Origin of the sequence: Rheinheimera nanhaiensis E407-8, assembly GCF_000296695.1 — a bacterium.
In the GTDB taxonomy this organism is placed as follows: Bacteria; Pseudomonadota; Gammaproteobacteria; order Enterobacterales; family Alteromonadaceae; genus Alishewanella; species Alishewanella nanhaiensis.
The window spans coordinates 111,162-128,767 of the sequence record NZ_BAFK01000010.1; the positions used below are offsets into that span (position 1 = coordinate 111,162).

At 50.1% G+C, this 17,606-nt stretch carries 15 protein-coding genes; 10 read left to right on the forward strand and 5 right to left on the reverse strand.

Translation table 11 applies throughout. From position 1 onward, the window contains the following. Positions 1 to 102: 102 nt before the first annotated feature. On the reverse strand, positions 103 to 2,583 hold the full coding sequence (locus tag RNAN_RS10170; protein WP_008221429.1) for a S8 family serine peptidase: 2,481 nt from the start codon (positions 2,581 to 2,583) through the stop codon (positions 103 to 105). A 287-nt stretch (positions 2,584 to 2,870) separates the two neighbouring features. On the opposite strand from RNAN_RS10170, the gene RNAN_RS10175 reads away from it, so the two are divergent. The 5 genes from RNAN_RS10175 to RNAN_RS10195 are packed head-to-tail and all read left to right on the forward strand — an operon-like array spanning position 2,871 to position 6,385. After that, positions 2,871 to 3,272, forward strand: a complete 402-nt coding sequence (locus tag RNAN_RS10175) for a curlin subunit CsgB (RefSeq protein WP_148275703.1) — start codon at positions 2,871 to 2,873, stop codon at positions 3,270 to 3,272. A 21-nt stretch (positions 3,273 to 3,293) separates the two neighbouring features. Beyond that, positions 3,294 to 4,772 (forward strand): hypothetical protein, encoded by a 1,479-nt coding sequence (locus RNAN_RS10180; protein ID WP_008221433.1) that lies wholly within the window; start codon positions 3,294 to 3,296, stop codon positions 4,770 to 4,772. 40 nt (positions 4,773 to 4,812) lie between these two features. Next, complete coding sequence (locus RNAN_RS10185; RefSeq protein WP_008221436.1) at positions 4,813 to 5,202, forward strand: curli production assembly/transport protein CsgE; 390 nt, start codon at positions 4,813 to 4,815, stop codon at positions 5,200 to 5,202. 14 nt (positions 5,203 to 5,216) lie between these two features. Continuing rightward, a complete protein-coding gene (locus tag RNAN_RS10190) occupies positions 5,217 to 5,600 on the forward strand; it encodes a curli assembly protein CsgF (protein WP_008221438.1) in 384 nt (127 codons plus the stop codon). Further along, positions 5,600 to 6,385, forward strand: coding sequence for a CsgG/HfaB family protein (locus RNAN_RS10195; protein WP_040551981.1), 786 nt, complete (start codon positions 5,600 to 5,602; stop codon positions 6,383 to 6,385). The genes RNAN_RS10190 and RNAN_RS10195 overlap by 1 nt, the downstream gene beginning before the upstream one ends. Here RNAN_RS10195 and RNAN_RS10200 read toward each other — a convergent pair. After that, positions 6,352 to 7,029 carry a response regulator transcription factor gene (locus RNAN_RS10200; RefSeq protein WP_008221441.1) on the reverse strand — a complete coding sequence of 226 codons (678 nt, stop codon included), beginning with the start codon at positions 7,027 to 7,029 and terminating at the stop codon, positions 6,352 to 6,354. The two genes, RNAN_RS10195 and RNAN_RS10200, sit on opposite strands and share 34 nt — an antisense overlap. A 133-nt stretch (positions 7,030 to 7,162) precedes the next feature. On the opposite strand from RNAN_RS10200, the gene RNAN_RS10205 reads away from it, so the two are divergent. Together RNAN_RS10205 and RNAN_RS10210 are read left to right on the forward strand one after the other, a co-directional pair. Next, positions 7,163 to 7,639, forward strand: coding sequence for a low molecular weight protein-tyrosine-phosphatase (locus RNAN_RS10205; protein WP_040551982.1), 477 nt, complete (start codon positions 7,163 to 7,165; stop codon positions 7,637 to 7,639). Positions 7,640 to 7,778: 139 nt separating this feature from the next. Next, complete coding sequence (locus RNAN_RS10210) at positions 7,779 to 9,128, forward strand: class II 3-deoxy-7-phosphoheptulonate synthase (protein ID WP_008221445.1); 1,350 nt, start codon at positions 7,779 to 7,781, stop codon at positions 9,126 to 9,128. 100 nt (positions 9,129 to 9,228) lie between these two features. Here RNAN_RS10210 and ppsR read toward each other — a convergent pair whose 3' ends face one another. Continuing rightward, the gene (gene ppsR, locus RNAN_RS10215) at positions 9,229 to 10,038 is read right to left on the reverse strand and encodes a posphoenolpyruvate synthetase regulatory kinase/phosphorylase PpsR (protein WP_008221447.1); all 810 of its coding nucleotides are present in this window, start codon (positions 10,036 to 10,038) and stop codon (positions 9,229 to 9,231) included. A gap of 137 nt (positions 10,039 to 10,175) precedes the next feature. Here ppsR and ppsA point away from each other — a divergent pair, with 137 nt between their 5' ends. Beyond that, positions 10,176 to 12,554: a phosphoenolpyruvate synthase gene (gene ppsA, locus RNAN_RS10220; RefSeq protein ID WP_008221449.1), complete on the forward strand. Its 2,379-nt coding sequence runs from the start codon at positions 10,176 to 10,178 to the stop codon at positions 12,552 to 12,554. Positions 12,555 to 12,595: 41 nt separating this feature from the next. Here ppsA and RNAN_RS10225 read toward each other — a convergent pair whose 3' ends face one another. Next, positions 12,596 to 13,531 (reverse strand): PfkB family carbohydrate kinase, encoded by a 936-nt coding sequence (locus tag RNAN_RS10225; RefSeq protein ID WP_008221452.1) that lies wholly within the window; start codon positions 13,529 to 13,531, stop codon positions 12,596 to 12,598. 104 nt (positions 13,532 to 13,635) lie between these two features. Between RNAN_RS10225 and RNAN_RS10230 the strand changes: the two genes are divergently transcribed. After that, positions 13,636 to 14,655 (forward strand): LacI family DNA-binding transcriptional regulator, encoded by a 1,020-nt coding sequence (locus RNAN_RS10230; RefSeq protein WP_008221454.1) that lies wholly within the window; start codon positions 13,636 to 13,638, stop codon positions 14,653 to 14,655. A gap of 20 nt (positions 14,656 to 14,675) precedes the next feature. On the opposite strand, the gene gtfA is transcribed toward RNAN_RS10230, so the two are convergent. Further along, positions 14,676 to 16,163 carry a sucrose phosphorylase gene (gene gtfA / locus RNAN_RS10235; RefSeq protein WP_008221457.1) on the reverse strand — a complete coding sequence of 496 codons (1,488 nt, stop codon included), beginning with the start codon at positions 16,161 to 16,163 and terminating at the stop codon, positions 14,676 to 14,678. A gap of 178 nt (positions 16,164 to 16,341) precedes the next feature. Between gtfA and RNAN_RS10240 the strand changes: the two genes are divergently transcribed. After that, positions 16,342 to 17,592 carry an MFS transporter gene (locus RNAN_RS10240; RefSeq protein WP_008221459.1) on the forward strand — a complete coding sequence of 417 codons (1,251 nt, stop codon included), beginning with the start codon at positions 16,342 to 16,344 and terminating at the stop codon, positions 17,590 to 17,592. Positions 17,593 to 17,606: the final 14 nt, after the last annotated feature.

Genomic DNA, 17,606 nt, shown 5'->3' on the forward strand with positions numbered 1-17,606 from the left:
GCTTATTGATAGCTGGCAGAGGCTTAATAGTAACTGCGCATGGCAGAACTGCAACTATAAAAAAGGCGGCTTGCGCCGCCTTTGGGTTAACATCAGCCGTGATTAGAAGTTTACTACCAGCTCTGCTGAGCAGGCATCGGTACCCGCTAAACAAATTTTGTAGCTTACAGCTGCGGCCTGAGAAGTAAAGCGATCACGATAGCGGCCAGTATTGTCAACCGTATCGACCAGGTTACCGTCTCGGTAGATATCTACCATATCAGCACTGCCGGTAAAGCGCAGGTCAACAATGGTTGAACCGGTGCGGGTACGCACTGAGCGCTGCAGGCTTAACTGCAGATCAGTATTGGCCTCACTTACCGTTACCGTTTTGCTGATAGTGTTGCTTAAACCGGTAGCATCGGTAGCAGTCAGGCTTACGTTGTAAGAGCCTGATGCAGCATAGCTATGGCTTGGGTTAGCGTCTGCTGAGCTGTTACCGTCACCAAAATCCCAGCTCAGGCTGCTGATATCATCGTCAGCATCAGTGGATAAATCAGTAAAGTTTACCGTCAGCCCCGAAGCGACGAAGCTAAAGTCTGCTACTGGTGCCACTGGCACCGGCGGTGTCTCGTCGTCTGACAAGGCAGTAAGCGTCAGATCCCAGCTGTTCAGTGTGCCGGTATCCAGGCCGGCGTTGTCAGACACCAGTAAGGTCCAGTCGCCTTGCATTTGTTCGCTGTTAAAGGCATCGGTTTGCCAGCTTTGTACTATATCATCGGCACTGCCACCGGTGCGGTTATGCAGCGTATGCTCAGTACCCTCGGGTGAGCGTAGCTTGACAATCAAATCGCCTTGCCAGGTATGGGTAATGTTGACGCCGACGTTAGTGCCAAATACAACACCATTTTGCGGCACATTGATAACGCTGGTTATCCCTTCCGCGTTATTGTCTGGAATGGCAATTGGCGTGCTGTTGCTGTAGTCGTAGTCATTAAGCCCTTGCGGCAGCACACTTAAACTGGCGTTAACCGATTTAACCAGCTCGCCGGTTGCGGCATCGGTACCGGTGATGGTGAACTGGTAGTTGCCCCAGGGCGTGTCTGCACTGGTCGGCGCGCTAAGCATCAATGTTTGGCCAGGCTGAGCGGTTGATGCCGATAAGGTGACACCCTCTAATGCTGGCTGTGCACTTACGCTAAGTTCAACATCGCCTGTCCAGTCAGCAATATTGCCAACATTCAATGTGTATTGTGCGGTATCGCCAGCAGTGATTTGCTGATTACGCGGCGTTAGTGACAGTTTAAACGATGGCGTCGGATCTGCTTCAGCTAACGCATTAACCAGATTTAACCGCTTACCTGATACAGTTTTACCTTCTAAAGCGGCTAAGGTGTCACCGGAGTCCATTAAAATGGCTTTCATTTCCAGCGGGCTTAAATCCGGGTTAATCGACCACAGCAAGGCCGCTGCTCCGGCAACATGAGGCGATGCCATCGAGGTGCCAGAATAAGACGCATAACCACCACCAGGAATGGTAGACAGGATAGCGGAGCCGGGTGCACCTAAATCAACCGAGGTTAAACCATAGTTTGAAAAGCCTGACATGGCGTCGTTACGATCGGTTGAGGCGACAGATACGATAACGTCAAGATCATAGGCGGCAGGGTACATTGGCGCTGAATCGGCGTTACCGCCGTCGTTACCGGATGCGGCAATAAACAAAATACCGGCATCACCACCAGACTGAATGGCGGCGCGCAGGGTTTCAGAGTAACCACCGCCACCCCAGGAGTTGTTGGTGGCTTTAATATCGACACCGTGGTTCAGTTTTAAATCTGTGAAGTAGTTAATACATTCAATAGCACCTGCCGTACTGCCGCCCGTTGGGCCAAGGAACTGGCAGGGCAGCAGCGTAACATTCCAGTTAACGCCAACCACACCAACGCCGTTGTCACCAGAGGCGCCGATAGTACCGGCGACATGGGTACCGTGACTGTCGCTGTCCATCGGATCCTGCGCCGCATTTAAGGTTGAATAACCATAAGTGCTGCCTGGCAGGTTGCCTGGATTAACCCAGCGGTTAGCAATCAGATCCGGGTGGTTGTAGTCCATACCGGTATCAATAACACCGATAATAATATCCTGACTGCCGGTGGTAATATCCCAGGCCTCCACCGCCTTGATATCAGCGCCAGCAGTGCCGCCGCTTTGACCGGTGTTTTGCAGGCCCCACAGCTCACCAAAACGTGGGTCGTTCGGCGTTGCTAAGGCTTTTAACGGAAAGTCAGGCTCGGCAACTTCAACTGCGGCATGCGCGGTCAGCTTTTTAATTAACCGGTCGCGGTCCACGCCTTTAGGCACCTGAACTTTAACGATACGGCCATCTGCGACATAGCGCATCTTCATATCGCGGCCCTGAGCATCCAGCTGGCGTAAGCTGGCGCCGTTGCGTGTTATCACATCGACCCGCTCTTGTTTTGATACGCCGGGTTTAAACATTACTAATATCGAATCTTGTGCTGCGGTGCCAGTGTTAGCCAGCGCTGTGCCTGAGAGCAGGGCTGCTGCAATCGCTGCTGCCAGCATAGTCTTTTTATTCATAACTGTTCCCATATTTAATTAGTTGTTAAATATATGCTTATTATTTAGCACAATTATGGATAGCACGATTCAGCCTGCTGATTAAACTAAATTGTAAAATTAAACCTTTGTTACTAGTTTGTTTGGCGGCCTAATTGTTAATGCTATTATGTAAATATTTGTTATTAATGGTTTAATTGTTCAACTTGTTTTGCCGCCTGATAATGTAAATTAGTTGTTTATTACTATTGATAGTTTTTGTTACTGCTTTAGCCTAGGTTTTTGCTACAACAGGAAAGGACGTTCAGGTGAAAAAACGTATAGCGTATTGCTACGGCTGCCTAATTGCCCTGCTATCAGCAGGGGCTTTGGCTGATGTGTCGCTGCAATTTACCACCTTGTTAGAGCGGCATGCGCTGGCTAATGGTGTCGATATTACCCAGTTGGGTGATTTAAATGTTACTGATGTGACGCAGTCGGGGCAGGGACATTATGCGGTGTTATTGCAACAAGGCGTGCTTAATCAGCTCAGTTTAACCCAGAGCGGTTTTGCCAATCAGACACAGGTGAGTCAGTTTGGTAACGGCAATAGTGCGCACATTATCCAAAACGGCAGTAACAACTTAATCCAATTGCAGCAATGGGGTAATCGTCAGTTCACGATAGAACAAAGCGGCGTTGGTGCCGAAATCTCAATAATTCAATACTAATAATAAGTTAGGGAGAATGTTATGAAGTTACAATTTCCACGTAAACATATGCTTGGCCTTGCTATCGCTTTGGTCATCAGCGGCCCGGCGCTGGCGCAGGGTAACGAAGCCATTATTAATCAAACGTCAGCGTCAGCGGCTGAGGGTAATCTGGCTGAAGTCAGCCAAAGCGGCGAGATTAATCTGGCCGTTGTAGAGCAAAACGGTGCGCTTAATAACGCCTCTGTGACTCAGGACGGTGTGTGGTTAGAAAGCTATAACTTTGTTAGCGGTAATGACAACCAAACACGAATTGAACAAGCGGCCGATTGGCACATTGCCTATGTGGATCTCAGCGGTAATGACAACACCGTTACGGTGGCGCAGGACGGTTTTTATAACACGGCAGAAATTGTCGTCAGTGGCGATACCAATGACGCTGTGGCTGTGCAATCAGGCGAGATCAACGAAGCCTTAATCAGCCTGGCCGGTAACACGAATCTGGCTGAAATGGAGCAAAGCGGTAACGGTAACTGGGCTAATGCTGGTTTTGCCGGTAACGACAATAGCCTGTTTAGCGTGCAGCAGGGCGATAACAACGAAGCCGGCATGTTTAATCTGGCCGGTAACCGTAATAGTTTTGAATCTGAACAGTTTGGTAATGCCAACGTTGGTGGTGTAGTTGGCCTAAATGGTGACAATAACAGCGTCTTTGTGTTGCAAGAAGGTGATGCTAACGCCTTTATCGCCTTTGATGTGGCCGGTGATGATAATCTGGTTGATGTAATGCAGCTGGGTAATGCTAACGAATTTATTCTTGACCCACTGTCAGGCGATCAAAATCTGGTGCTGGTTGAACAACGTGGTGACGCCAACAGCGTAACAGCCCCGATCGGTTTAATCGGTAACGATAACCAGATTGATGTGTTACAGCGTGGTAACGGCAATAGTTCGGTATTTGCTACCGCCGGTGACGGCCACAATGTTGAAGTTCGTCAGATTGGTGACAATAACACTAGCGAAATGGTGCTGGCCGGTGCGGACAACCGTGGCAGTATCTACAGCCGTGGCGACAACAACCTGGCGGCAATCGGTGTGTCTGGTTTAGGCAACACTGCAGATGTGCAGCAGTTTGGTGATGAAAACTTTGCGCTGGTTGATGTACTGGGTGACAGCAATGATCTCTACGTTGATCAGTCAGGTAACGCCAACGAAGTGCTGCTGACCAGCGAGACGGTCGTCGAAAATACGGTAGTTAGCATTGAGCAAAATGGCGATATCAACCTGGTTGACATGCTGGTAGCTGGCAATGCCAACAGTATCGACATTTTGCAAAACGGCAGCGGTAACTGGGTTGCCGGTGATAACGGCTACTTTGCGGTGTCTGGCAATAATGGCATGTTAACGGTTACCCAACAGGGCAACGACAACCTGGTACTGGGCAGTCAGGCCGGCGAGGGTAATATGATGTCCATCACACAGGTAGGTGATTTTAACACCGCCATAGTGTCACAACACTAACAGCAGACTCAGGGCGGCGGATGCCGCCCTTATCATCACTATGAAGTATTTTGTCAGTTGGTTTTATTGCACTTGGCTGGCACTGAGCCCGATAGCCACCGCTGCCGATGATATTGAGCTCAGTGGGCTGGTGCTTGACCGAACCATATCCCGCTTTGGTAAAGATTTTTCGTTCTATTACTCCGGTTACTGGCGTGATATGCCCGGCACTGAAGGTGTCTCGGTAGTGATCTATGAGCAGGTATACCCGCAAGCCGGCACTGTGCTGTGGATAGAAATGAACCAGCAGAAAATATACCAAACCTATTTTGGCCGCCGCTATAACGATGTTAAGCAAATGGCGGAGCAGGCTGTACTTGCCAGCATTAACGAGCTGGCAAATATTCAGACTGCGAAAATGTTGGGCGAACCAACGACAGAATTGCAGTAAAAGGATAACAAAGGATGAAAGTAATAGTACCTCTGCTACTGTGCTTTGTCGGCGCCGCCGGTGCAACAGAGCTGGTGTATACCCCGATTAACCCCAGCTTTGGTGGCAACCCGTTAAATGGTAATTTTTTGCTACAAAAGGCCCAGAGCCAAAACAGTCATAAAGCAGATTCAGTGGGCTTATCTTTTGTTGATAAATTTCAGGATGCGCTGGAACGGAACATTATTAATTCACTGACCCGACGTATCGCCGATGGTGAATTAGTCGAGGGGGTGTATAACACCGGCGAGTTTTTGGTCGAGGTCAGTAGCGGTACTGATGGCAGTGTGATTGTTAATATTACTAACCTTGAAAGTGGTGAAATTACTATTATCACCATACCGGCGATAGGAGGTTGATGATGAAAGCTATAGTCGCCAGTACCTTACTATTGCTCAGTGGTTGCTCGTTAATACCCAAACCCGAGATTAATATTACCGCCGCCAGCATTGATGCCCCCAGCTCAGTGATGCAGCAATTACGTCAGCAAGGCCAGCCGCGTAGTTTGATTCCGGTATCGGTATATGCCTTTCGCGATCAGACCGGGCAATATAAACCCCAGGCCAATGTGTCCAGCTTTTCTACTGCGGTAACCCAGGGGGCGACCTCGATGCTGACGCAGATTTTACTGGATAGCGGCTGGTTTGCCCCGCTGGAGCGTGAAGGCCTGCAAAACCTGCTGACTGAGCGCAAAATTCACGGTTCAAACAAAAAGTCGGCTGAGTTACCGCCGTTAAAAGAAGCCAGGCTGCTGTTTGAAGGCGGTATTATTGGTTATGAAACCAATTTAAGTACCGGTGGTATAGGGGCAGAGTATTTCGGTATCGGGGCCTCTGAGTTGTACCGCGAAGATCAGGTGAGTGTGTATTTAAGGGCAATAGATGTGCACAGCGGCCAGGTGCTGTTGTCGGTCTCCAGTAACAAGAAGGTCTTCTCGCAGGAGTTACGTGCCGGCTTGTTCCGCTATGTATCGTTAAACCGGCTGGCAGAGGCTGAAGGCGGTTATTCCACCAATGAGCCGGTGCAATACTGTGTGAAACAGGCAATGGAAGCGGCGGTAGTGGCCTTAGTAGAACAAGGCTTGCAGCGCGGTTTCTGGCGTCTGGACGATCAGTTAAGCCTGAACCCGGCAACCGGCTCCTGACGTTGTGGCTGCTGCAGCCAACGCAGCAGCTCCACTCTGTTTCTCGATTGCGTTTTTCTAAAGATCGTAGACAAATGTGCCTTTACCGTATGAGCGCTGATATGCAGCTTTTCGGCAATTTCTTTGTTGCGGGCACCTTCGGCCACCAGTTGAATAATGCGCTTTTCTTGTCTGGTCAGTAAATTGTTCTCGGGCGTAACTATGGCAGCCGGTCGGTTAGCGGCTTGCTGTGCTAAAAACTGATCCACCACGGCAGACATCACCGGACGAGCGTAGTATAGCTGGCCGTCCATCATGGTTTTCAGTGCTGTCATTACCCGATCCAGTTGCTCATCACGATAAATAACGCCCCGGATCCCGGCGTGTAGAGCCTGCATTGGGTCAATTAAGCTGCGCTCTGCCTGAAACAAGAACAGCGAGCAGCGTTGTAGCAGGTAATGCAGTTCAGCTGATGGACCTTTTTTACTATAATCGGCGCTGTTGTAGGGGCAGGCCACTAACACATCCGGGCGGTAGTTACCGGCACATAACAACTTTATTTTGCTGCTTTGCTCTACTTTTATGCCAACCGATTGCGCCAGCAACGTGAGATTATGTAAAGACTCATGCTCACTTACAACGATAAGCCGGCTAAACTTATCCATTACTTCTACTCCTGCGTACGACTTGTGCTGATACTCCCTGAGCCGCTTATACTGTACCGGCTGTGGTTTTAATGCAACCATTTAACCTATCGTTTAAAGCATGCTAGCATATTCGCCGCATTAAGCGTTGGAGATGGCAGGCGTGAAAATTCTGTTTGTGTGTTTGGGTAATATTTGTCGCTCGCCCACCGCTCATGCGGTCATGCGGCACAAAGCGCGCCATCTGACACGCTGGCACATTGAGTCTGCCGGTACCAGTGCTTCTCACCGTGGCGAGAAGCCCGATCCGCGCAGCCGGCGTGAAGGCGAAGCGCGTGGCTACAAGTTTGATGGCATTTTTTCCCGCCCGGTAAAAGACACTGACTTTGCCGACTATGATTTACTGTTAGCGATGGATGAGGCTAACTTGGCCGAGTTAAGACGGCGTTGTCCGCCGGAGTATCAACATAAACTGTCGTTGTTTTTGCGTTTTCATCCTGATTATCCGGCGCTGTCTGAAGTGCCTGATCCTTATTATGGTGGCAGGGGCGGTTTTACCCTGGTGCTTAACCTGATAGAGCAGGGCTGTGAGGCGATTTTGCAGCAGCTAAATAGCGATAACGCCAACTGAAATGCTGCTTTTTTGTGCAATTAGCATCTTAGTGGCTGTGCCGGCGTAAAATGTCATAAATTATGCCAAAGTCAGCATTGAATTTACGTCCAGAAGTCTATAACTTGCAACCTAGGTATTTAGACAAAGGAAAAGCATCGTGACCACCTGGACGCCCCAAAGCTGGCGCAGCCTGCCGATCCAACAGCAACCCAGCTATCAGGATCAGGCTTTATTAAAAACTGTTGAGCAACAATTACACAAATATCCGCCACTGGTGTTTGCCCAGGAAACGCGTGATTTGTTTACTCAGTTGGGTAATGTCGCTAACGGTAATGGCTTTTTACTGCAAGGTGGTGATTGCGCCGAAAGCTTTAACGATTTCAATGCACCGAAAATCCGCGACACTTTCAAAGTGCTGCTGCAAATGGCGGTGGTACTGACCTTTGCCGGTGGGTTACCTGTGGTGAAGGTGGCGCGTATGGCAGGCCAGTATGCTAAACCACGCTCCAGTGATCTGGAAACCCTTAATGGCGTGTCGCTGCCAAGCTATCGTGGCGATATCGTCAACAGCTTCGAGTTTACCGAAGCGGCGCGCCAGCCGGATCCGAACCGCCTAACTACGGCGTATCATCACTCTGCCGCTACGCTTAATTTGCTAAGGGCCTTTGCCCAGGGCGGTTTAGCCGACTTACATCAGGTCAGTAAATGGAACCTGGGGTTTGTGGAGTCTAACCCGTTAAAAGACCGCTATCAGGACGTGGCGCAGCGCATCCAGGAAGCGCTGCGTTTTATGGAAATTTGCGGCATTACCGCGCAAAATTCGCCGTCTATCCGCGAAACGCAGTTATTTACCTCGCATGAAGCGCTGCTGTTAAACTACGAAGAAGCGTTAACGCGGCGGGATTCACTTACCGGCGACTGGTACGACTGCTCTGCTCATATGGTGTGGATAGGCGAGCGTACCCGCCAGCTTGATCATGCCCATATTGAGTTTTTCCGTGGCATTCATAACCCGGTCGGAGTAAAAATTGGCCCGGGTATGCAACCGGATGAGCTGATTAAACTGATTGACGCGTTAAACCCAGACAATATTCCGGGTCGCTTAACGCTTATAACCCGCATGGGCGCCGACAAACTGGCCGATAAGCTGCCGGCACTGGTACGACGGGTACAACAGGAAGGGCGTAAAGTGGTGTGGAGCTCTGATCCTATGCACGGCAATACGGTTAAAGCCAGTAACGACTATAAAACCCGTGACTTTGAGGCCATTTTACGCGAGATCCGTAACTTTTTTGCCGTGCATAAAGCCGAGGGCAGCCATGCCGGCGGGATTCACCTGGAGATGACCGGTGAGCATGTTACCGAATGTACCGGTGGTGCTTATGGTTTAAGCGAGCATGATTTGGGTAAACGCTACTTTACCCAGTGCGACCCACGCTTAAATGCTGATCAGGTATTAGAGCTGGCGTTTTTAATTGCCGATACATTGCGTAGTGCGAAAAAATAACGACACATTTTGCAATATTAAGTGTTGAGTGCTTAATATTGGGTGTTGAATACTAGAGGGCCGGCGGGTGACACACTCGCCGGTTTTTTTCTGTGCTTTGCTAGTATTTATGCCGCTTTAAGCCGGTTTTGGCGATAATCTTCGCTGAGATCTCTTCTATTGATAAGTGAGTTGAGTTTAAAAACGGGATTTGCTCGCGCTGATACAGTTTTTCGACCTCCGCCAGTTCTAATTGGCACTGGCGCAATGAGGCATAACGGCTGTTGGCACGGCGCTGCTCTCTGATCTGGCTTAGCCGCTCGGGTGTAATGGTTAAACCAAACAGCTTGGCTTTATTGCGTTTTAACACCTCGGGCAGGCGCAGCTGCTCCATATCTTCCTCGACAAATGGATAATTGGCCGCTTTTATGCCGTACTGCAGCGCCAAATATAAACTGGTAGGGGTTTTACCCGAGCGGCTCACACCGACCAGAATAATATCGGCCTGATTGTAGTTCTTCAGGTTGGAGCCATCATCATTGGCCAGGGCAAAATTTACCGCATCGATACGAAAATCGTAGGTTTGCTCATGGATACTGTGAGTGCGATGCGTTTTTGGTACCGGCGCCACGCCAAGTTCGCGCTGAATAGGTTCGACAAAGGCATTTAAAAAGTCATAGCAGATACCGTCACTGCTGTTGATAATTTGCCGCAATGCATCGTCAACAAAGGTTTGAAAGATCAGTGGCCGTTGACCCGTTGTTTTATAACGATCGTTAATACGCTGCTTTACCTGCTCAGCCATATCGGTTGTTTCAACGAATGGAATAGTAACATGTTCAAATTGCGCAGGAAAAAGCGTGAGTAACGCATGGCCAAATACCTCTGCGGTAATAGCAGTGCCATCTGAAATATAGAATGCTGTTCGCACCTTAGCTCCGTTTTGTCGTTATAAAATTACATTGAAAATTAAGGTTTTAATTCATCTTAGCCGCGGTGTAAAATTGCTCCGCCCTGTAATGCTATTTGTAAGCTTACACGCCACACGACAAAAATTGGAGACGAACTGTGCAAGAATTTGTGATTTGGTATGAAAACCTGGGAATGCACGATGTTAACCGGGTAGGCGGCAAAAACGCCTCCTTAGGTGAAATGATCAGTAATCTGGCCAATGCCGGCGTACAAGTGCCAGGCGGTTTTGCTACCACAGCCTTTGCTTTTAACCAATTTCTTGAACAAAGCGGCGTAAACGAGCGCATTTACCAGCTGCTGGATGGCCTGGACGTAGACGATGTCACCGCACTGGCCAAAGCCGGCGCACAAATTCGCCAGTGGGTTATCGACACCCCGTTTCAGCCAGAGCTGGAGCAGGCTATTCGTGAGGCGTATCAAAAGCTGCACCCCGATGCGACGCAGGATGTGTCTTTTGCCGTGCGCTCATCGGCGACGGCAGAAGATATGCCGGATGCTTCTTTTGCCGGCCAGCAGGAAACCTTCTTAAATGTGCGTGGTTATGATGCGGTGATTATTGCCATTAAGCATGTGTTTGCGTCTTTATTTAACGACCGCGCAATTTCTTACCGCGTACACCAGGGCTACGATCATCGCGGTGTCGCGCTGTCAGCCGGTGTACAGAAGATGGTGCGCTCCGATTTAGCCTCTTCGGGTGTGATGTTCAGCATAGATACCGAGTCGGGTTTTGAAGAGGTGGTGTTTATTACTTCATCCTACGGTTTAGGCGAAATGGTGGTGCAGGGCGCGGTAAACCCGGACGAATTCTATGTACACAAGCCGACGTTAGCGGCCGGCCGCCCGGCGGTGGTAAAGCGCAATTTAGGCAGTAAGAAAGTTGAGATGGTGTACTCCGGTGAACAGGGCCACGGTAAACAGGTAAAAGTGGTTGATATAGCACCCGAGCGCAGCCGGCAGTTTTCATTAACCGATACCGAAGTAGAAGAGCTAGCCAAGCAGGCTGTCATTATCGCCAAGCATTACGGCCGGCCGATGGATATCGAGTGGGCCAAAGACGGTAATGATGGCAAGTTGTATATCGTGCAGGCGCGGCCGGAAACGGTAAAAAGCCGTGAAGACAGCAACAGCATGGAGCGTTTCCAGTTACTGGCCAAGGCGCCGGTGTTGGTAGAAGGTCGTGCTATCGGCCAGCGTATTGGCAGCGGTACCGCTAAGGTATTAAGCGGCATTGAGCAGATGGACCAAATTCAGCCTGGTGATGTACTGGTCACCGATATGACAGATCCGGACTGGGAACCGATCATGAAGCGCGCTTCGGCTATCGTTACCAACCGTGGCGGCCGTACCTGCCATGCGGCCATTATCGCCCGCGAACTGGGTATTCCGGCGGTGGTAGGTTGTGCTGACGCCACCAGTAAGATTAAAACCGGCCAGCAGGTTACCGTGTCCTGTGCCGAGGGTGATACCGGTTTTATTTACGATGGCAAATTGGACTACAAGGTGGTGAGCAGCCGCGTTGACCAAATGCCGAAGCTGGATTTAAAAATCATGATGAACGTGGGTAACCCGGAGCGGGCCTTCTCGTTTGCCAAACTGCCGCATGCCGGTATCGGCCTGGCCCGGCTTGAGTTTATTATCAACCGTATGATTGGTGTGCACCCTAAAGCCTTATTAAATATTGATGCACAAACGCCAGAATTAAAGGCTACCATCAGCGAAATGATCGCCGGCTATGCTAACCCGGTAGAGTTTTATATTGCCAAGCTGACAGAAGGTATTGCCACCTTAGCCTGTGCCTTTGCACCGCAAAAAGTCATCGTGCGGATGTCTGATTTTAAGTCGAACGAATACGCTAACTTAGTTGGTGGTCGCCAGTACGAGCCGCATGAAGAAAACCCGATGATTGGCTTTCGCGGTGCCTCGCGTTATATCTCCGAAGACTTCCGCGACTGCTTTGCGTTAGAGGTTGAAGCCTTAAAGCGCGTACGCAATGTAATGGGTTTTACCAATGTTGAGGTGATGATCCCCTTTGTACGCACTTTAGGTGAGGCCAGCGCAGTGATTGATTTACTGGCTGAGCACGGTTTAAAGCGCGGCGAGAATGGCCTGCGCGTCATTATGATGTGTGAGCTGCCATCCAATGCCTTGTTAGCAGAGGAGTTTTTAGAGTACTTCGACGGCTTCTCGATTGGCTCGAATGATTTAACCCAGCTGACCTTAGGGTTAGACAGAGACAGTGGCCTTATCGCGCATTTATTTGATGAGCGTAACCCGGCTATTTACAAGCTTTTGGAGATGGCGATTAAAACCTGCAAAGCCAAAGGTAAATACATCGGTATTTGTGGCCAGGGGCCTTCAGATCATGAAGACTTTGCCGCCTGGCTAATGCAGCAGGGCATTGATAGCGTATCGCTTAACCCGGACACGGTACTGGAAACCTGGCTGTACCTGGCTGAGAAATACGGTAAAAACTAACTGACAAGCCACACCCCGCGACAGCGGGGTGTTTTTTCAGGTTAATCTAATTGTGCTAGCGCCTGCTTTAGCTCGTCGGCTGTGGGTGGGTTACAGCCTTTGCAGGCAATATTTAGACTTGCTGCCAGCATAGCACGCGTCAAACACGCCATAAGTGTGTCAGCAGATACATGTTGCGCGTCAGGTAACCCCAGCTGCAAAAGTGCGGCCAGTAAATTTGCCCAAAAGGTATCGCCGGCACCAACCGTATCGATAAAGCGGCTGGCTTTAATCACTGGACGCTGAAGGTTATGCTGTTGCCAGAATAAAGTCGCGCCGTGCTCTCCTTTGGTAAGCGCCAGCATGGCCGCAGGCGCGGCTTGCCTGATGGCAGCGGCGGCCTCGGTAACAGGAATATGCCCATAGAGCAGCGCTAAATCTTCATCGCTGGCTTTTATATAATCGCTGTGGCTTAGCATTTCTAACACGAAAGCGCGATACGCTGCGACGTTGGTCACGGCATTAAGCCGTATATTGATATCAAGCGCGATCTGAATGCCCTTAGCTTTGGCTGCTGCAACGACCTGTCGGATCCTTGGCGCATCGTCGCTTTCAAGTGCCAGTGAGCCTAAATGTAACAGCTTACAATCTGCCGGCAGCGCCGCTATTTGTGTTTTGGCACTGATATCACGGTCAGCAATCCCTGTGCGATACAAGCTGTATTGCGGTTGCTGGTGGGCGTCTATGCTGACCATAGCCAGCGACGTTGGCTTGCTGCTGAGATAATCAAGGCCATAGATGACGGCATTTTTCGCCAGATAATCCGCGAATGCTGTGCCAAAAGCATCCTGTGACAGTGGCGATATATAACTGACCTTGATTTGCTGGCGGGCGGCACCTATGGCAACGTTTAACGGTGAGCCGCCAAGGCAGGGGCGATACAATCCGTTTGGCTCTGGCAGCAGATCAACAACGTTTTCTCCAATAACAGCAAGCATAGTAGTATCCTGTGGCAGTTAGCTGTGTAAATATAGCCTTTGGCAATCAGTTAAAAATCATATAACTTAATCAATTAAGAAGATAGCCTGAAGTGACTGGAACGATGAGTAAATTAACGCTGAAAAGTGTTGCAAAAACCCTGGGCGTCTCAACCGCCACTATCTCCAATGCCTTTAACCGGCCTGATCAGCTATCTGTGGCACTGCGGCAAAAAATACTCAGTGCCTGCGCCGAGCTTGGCTATTTTGGCCCAAACAAAGCCGCACAATCCTTACGCAAGGGCAGCTCTGGCATAGTGGCGGTGATTTTATCTGATTCGTTGGAGTATATGGTTAGCGATCCGGTTGCCAGTCAGTTTTTGCAGGGGGTAAGCCGCGAGCTTGAGCGGCATCAGCTGCATTTACTGCTATTTTCCGGCAGCAGTACCAATTTAGAAGCGATCAGTGATTTTGTCGATGGCTTTATTTGTTATGGCGCACCGCGCAATCTGGGCTTAATTAAGCAATTAGCCAGCAGTCCGAAGAGGGTATTAACGGTAGATTTTGATTTGCCGGGCCGGCCCTCTGTTAATATTGACAATGAGCAAGCGGCGTACCAAAGCGCTATGGCCGTGTTACAGCCGGGCGACACTGTGGCCATTTTAGGGCTGCGGCTGATTGATGCTGCCGACAGTCGGCCAGTGTTGGATGCACCGCTGTGGGATAACCAAAGCTCGATAGCGCACCGCCGCCTGGATGGTTATTTGCGGGCGATGGCAGAATGCAAGCTGACACTGCAGCCAGATTATTTGTGGCATATTCCGGAGAGCACGCAGCCACATGCTCAGTTGGCGGCTAAAGCGGTGTTGGCATTAACACCACGACCGACAGTACTATTATGTATGAGTGATTTAATCGCCCTAAGCGCGATGCGTGAAGCACTGCAACAAGGTATTGCGATACCGCAACAGCTAAAAGTAGTAGGCTTTGATGGTATAGAAGAGACGCTGCGATACCACCCAACGCTTAGCAGTGTCTGGCAGTTTAGCGACGCCAAAGGCGAGGCGGCAGTCAAAGCGTTTTTATCGGCCCAAGACAGCCCCCAGCTGCTACCATACGAGCTTAGGCTGGGGGAGAGCAGTTAGGCGTTCGCTCAGCGGCCATATTAGCTAAGTAAGCTGGCCAGCTCTAACTGCTGCAATGCGTCACCCTGATGTTGCCAGCTTAACGTGGCGGTTAAACTATCAAGTGACAGTGTTAGACTGGCATAGTGCCCATGGTGTTGCCAGCTTAGCTGATAACAGTTGCCTGTCAGGGTTTGGTTAAACTCACCGTTAAATGCCTGCATAGTGCGGCGCAGCTTAATCAGCTGACACAGCGCTGCTACCACAGGTTTCTCTAATGCCTGCTGTACGCCGGTGTTATTGAAATACGGCCGGTTGATATCACGGCCGACACCGGTTTTTTGCAGCAGGGCAACATCATTCTCTGCCGCTAACAGGCCGCCATAGTAAATCTGGCTGATACCGGGGCAAAACAGCTGTATTGCTCTGGCCAGTAAATACTGTTTATCGTCACGGCCAAGCGCATCATAAAAACTGCAGTTAACCTGATATAAATCAACATTATTGGCGGCGTTACCGGTAGCCAGTTTGGAGCTACCGCCACTATTTTTGTGGATCTGTTCCACCAGCGCATCTAATTGCGGATCGGTTAACAGCCCTGGCTCACCGTTATAATCGGCGGCATCAACAATACCTATGCCATCATGGGTGTCCAGCACTGTAATGCAATTACGTGGCGCAATATCTAACCAGTTTTTTAACGCAGTAGCACTGCGGCTATATAAGGTGTGTAACACCAACGGTGGCAGGGCAAAGTCGTACACCATGTCACAGCGTTTAGCGATTTCAATCTGGGTTTTGTGGTAACCGTGGATCTCAACTAAACAGGTCATGCCTCTGGCTCTGGCTTGCTCTGACAGCGCAGCGATAAACTCGAAGGTTTCTGGCAACATAAAACAGCTGGTGCCGGCTTTTTTTATCGCATAGCCAGCCGCATCCAGCCGGATATATTTCACGCCATGATCGGTAAAGCGCTGCAATATCGCCTGCAGATACGCCTGGCCTTGCGCTGAGGTGACATCAATATCGATCTGGTTGGCGGTAAAGGTGGTCCAAAACGGCACAATGTCGCCATTGGCTAAACGGATATCGGTAAAACAGGGGGTCGGGCGGGGCCGGTAAATGCTTTTTAGCTGGGCCGGATCGGGCGTTTGACCATATACTTTATCGCGCGTTAAAAACAGCGGCCAGTAAGGCGATGCTGCGCCATGTTGCAATACATCGAGAAACTGCGGAGATTGCGCCGACATATGGTTAACAATCATATCCGCCATGATCGGGTAATCTTTCGCTAACCGCTCAATATCGGCCCAATCCCCCAAGCGGCGGTCAACCGCGGTATGGTCGGTGGGGTCAAAACCGGCATCTTCACCGTCGATTGGCGGATAAAACGGCAGCAAATGCACCCCATCAAACAAACCAGCCAAAGGCCCGTTTAATAACTGATGTAACGCAGTTATATCGGCGCCACTTAATCTGTCGATATAGGTAATTAACTGGATCTGGTTGGTCTGTACTGCATCTGTCATTGCCGTCATCCTGAAAAAAAATTTGCATCTTAAACGATTAAGATATAGCTTTAAGCCAATGCACAACTTTGTCAAGCCCCGGCACGATAATAACAGGGAAAATAGGCAAAGCGGTGTAGTAACGGATGTTGACCTGCCGGTGCGCTTACACCGGCCTGTTGTAACAACGGGGAACAAGATGCTTAATACTAAAAGTAACGCTATAGCCGGCGGGGTGGCTATCGCAGATGGCGCTGCTGTACGGCTGCAACGCCAGGTTCGCTGGATGACCTACCTGATGTTTTTTGTCTTTGCCATGACTACAGATGCCGTTGGCGTGATTATTCCTGAAGCGATGGCGCAGTATCAATTAACCCTGTTTCAGGCCAGCGCCTTTCATTATGTCCCCATGGTCGCCATTGGCGTTGCCGGTTTATTGCTGGGCCGTCTGGCCGATAAATTGGGCCGCAAAACACTGATCCTTGCAGGGTTGGCGCTGTATGCCGCGGCTTGTTATGCCTTTATTGCCGGTGATAGTGCGGTATTTTTTATTTTGCTAATGGGTTTGTGTGGCCTGGCCATCGGTATGTTTAAAACTGCTGCACTGGCGCTGATTGGCGATATCAGCCCTGATAGCTTAAGCCATACCCGCACCATGAATAAAGTAGAAGGTTTTTTTGCGCTGGGGGCTATTGCCGGCCCGGCTTTGGTCACGCTGATGATTGCAGCGTCTATCCATTGGAAGCAGCTGTATTTAATCGCCGGCCTGTTATGCACAGTGTTAGTGGTAATGGCAGCACGTTTGCCTTATCCGCCGTATCAGGCTTCTGACACTCAAGTATCGTTTCGCCAGTCAATGCAGCTGTTAAAAGATCGCTACGCCGTGGGCTTTTCATTGGCAATAGCTTTGTATGTCGCCTGCGAAGTGGCTATTTTCGTCTGGTTACCCACTTTACTGGCAGATTATCAGGGGCGTTTTCAGTTTTTGGCGCTGCATGCTATTACGCTGTTTTTTGTCCTGCGCGCTGCAGGGCGGTTTTTAGCCGGCTTTATTTTGCAGCGCTTTTGCTGGAGCAGTGTCATGGCTGTTTTTACCCTGGCTATCTTTGCGTGCTTTGCCCTCAGTATGCTGGGCGGTAAAGCGGTGGCGCTATGGCTAATGCCATTGTCCGGCCTGTTTATGTCGATGATTTACCCGACATTGAACTCCAAAGGCATCAGCTGCTTTGCCCGGCAGCAACATGGTGCTGTGGCAGGGCTCATTCTGGCTTTTACCGCTTTGTCGGCTGCGCTGGCGCCAGCGCTGATGGCATTAATTGGCGATATGGCGGGTGATGTCAGTGCCGGCTTTTATCTTGCCACCTTTTTTGCTGCTTTGCTGGCGGCCACCATGGGCTATAACTGGCTGGCACAACCGGCAAAACAACGACTAACTCAGTACCGGAAATAACTTTTAGTAGGCCC

Excerpts from the sequence above, each read along its gene's own strand:
- RNAN_RS10170 (WP_008221429.1), bottom strand. The coding sequence starts at position 2,583 with ATGAATAAAAAGACTATGCTGGCAGCAGCGATTGCAGCAGCCCTGCTC.
- RNAN_RS10180 (WP_008221433.1), top strand. The coding sequence starts at position 3,294 with ATGAAGTTACAATTTCCACGTAAACATATGCTTGGCCTTGCTATCGCT.
- RNAN_RS10185 (WP_008221436.1), top strand. The coding sequence starts at position 4,813 with ATGAAGTATTTTGTCAGTTGGTTTTATTGCACTTGGCTGGCACTGAGC.
- RNAN_RS10190 (WP_008221438.1), top strand. The coding sequence starts at position 5,217 with ATGAAAGTAATAGTACCTCTGCTACTGTGCTTTGTCGGCGCCGCCGGT.
- RNAN_RS10195 (WP_040551981.1), top strand. The coding sequence starts at position 5,600 with ATGATGAAAGCTATAGTCGCCAGTACCTTACTATTGCTCAGTGGTTGC.
- RNAN_RS10200 (WP_008221441.1), bottom strand. The coding sequence starts at position 7,029 with ATGGATAAGTTTAGCCGGCTTATCGTTGTAAGTGAGCATGAGTCTTTA.
- RNAN_RS10205 (WP_040551982.1), top strand. The coding sequence starts at position 7,163 with ATGGCAGGCGTGAAAATTCTGTTTGTGTGTTTGGGTAATATTTGTCGC.
- RNAN_RS10225 (WP_008221452.1), bottom strand. The coding sequence starts at position 13,531 with ATGCTTGCTGTTATTGGAGAAAACGTTGTTGATCTGCTGCCAGAGCCA.
- RNAN_RS10230 (WP_008221454.1), top strand. The coding sequence starts at position 13,636 with ATGAGTAAATTAACGCTGAAAAGTGTTGCAAAAACCCTGGGCGTCTCA.
- gtfA (WP_008221457.1), bottom strand. The coding sequence starts at position 16,163 with ATGACAGATGCAGTACAGACCAACCAGATCCAGTTAATTACCTATATC.
- RNAN_RS10240 (WP_008221459.1), top strand. The coding sequence starts at position 16,342 with ATGCTTAATACTAAAAGTAACGCTATAGCCGGCGGGGTGGCTATCGCA.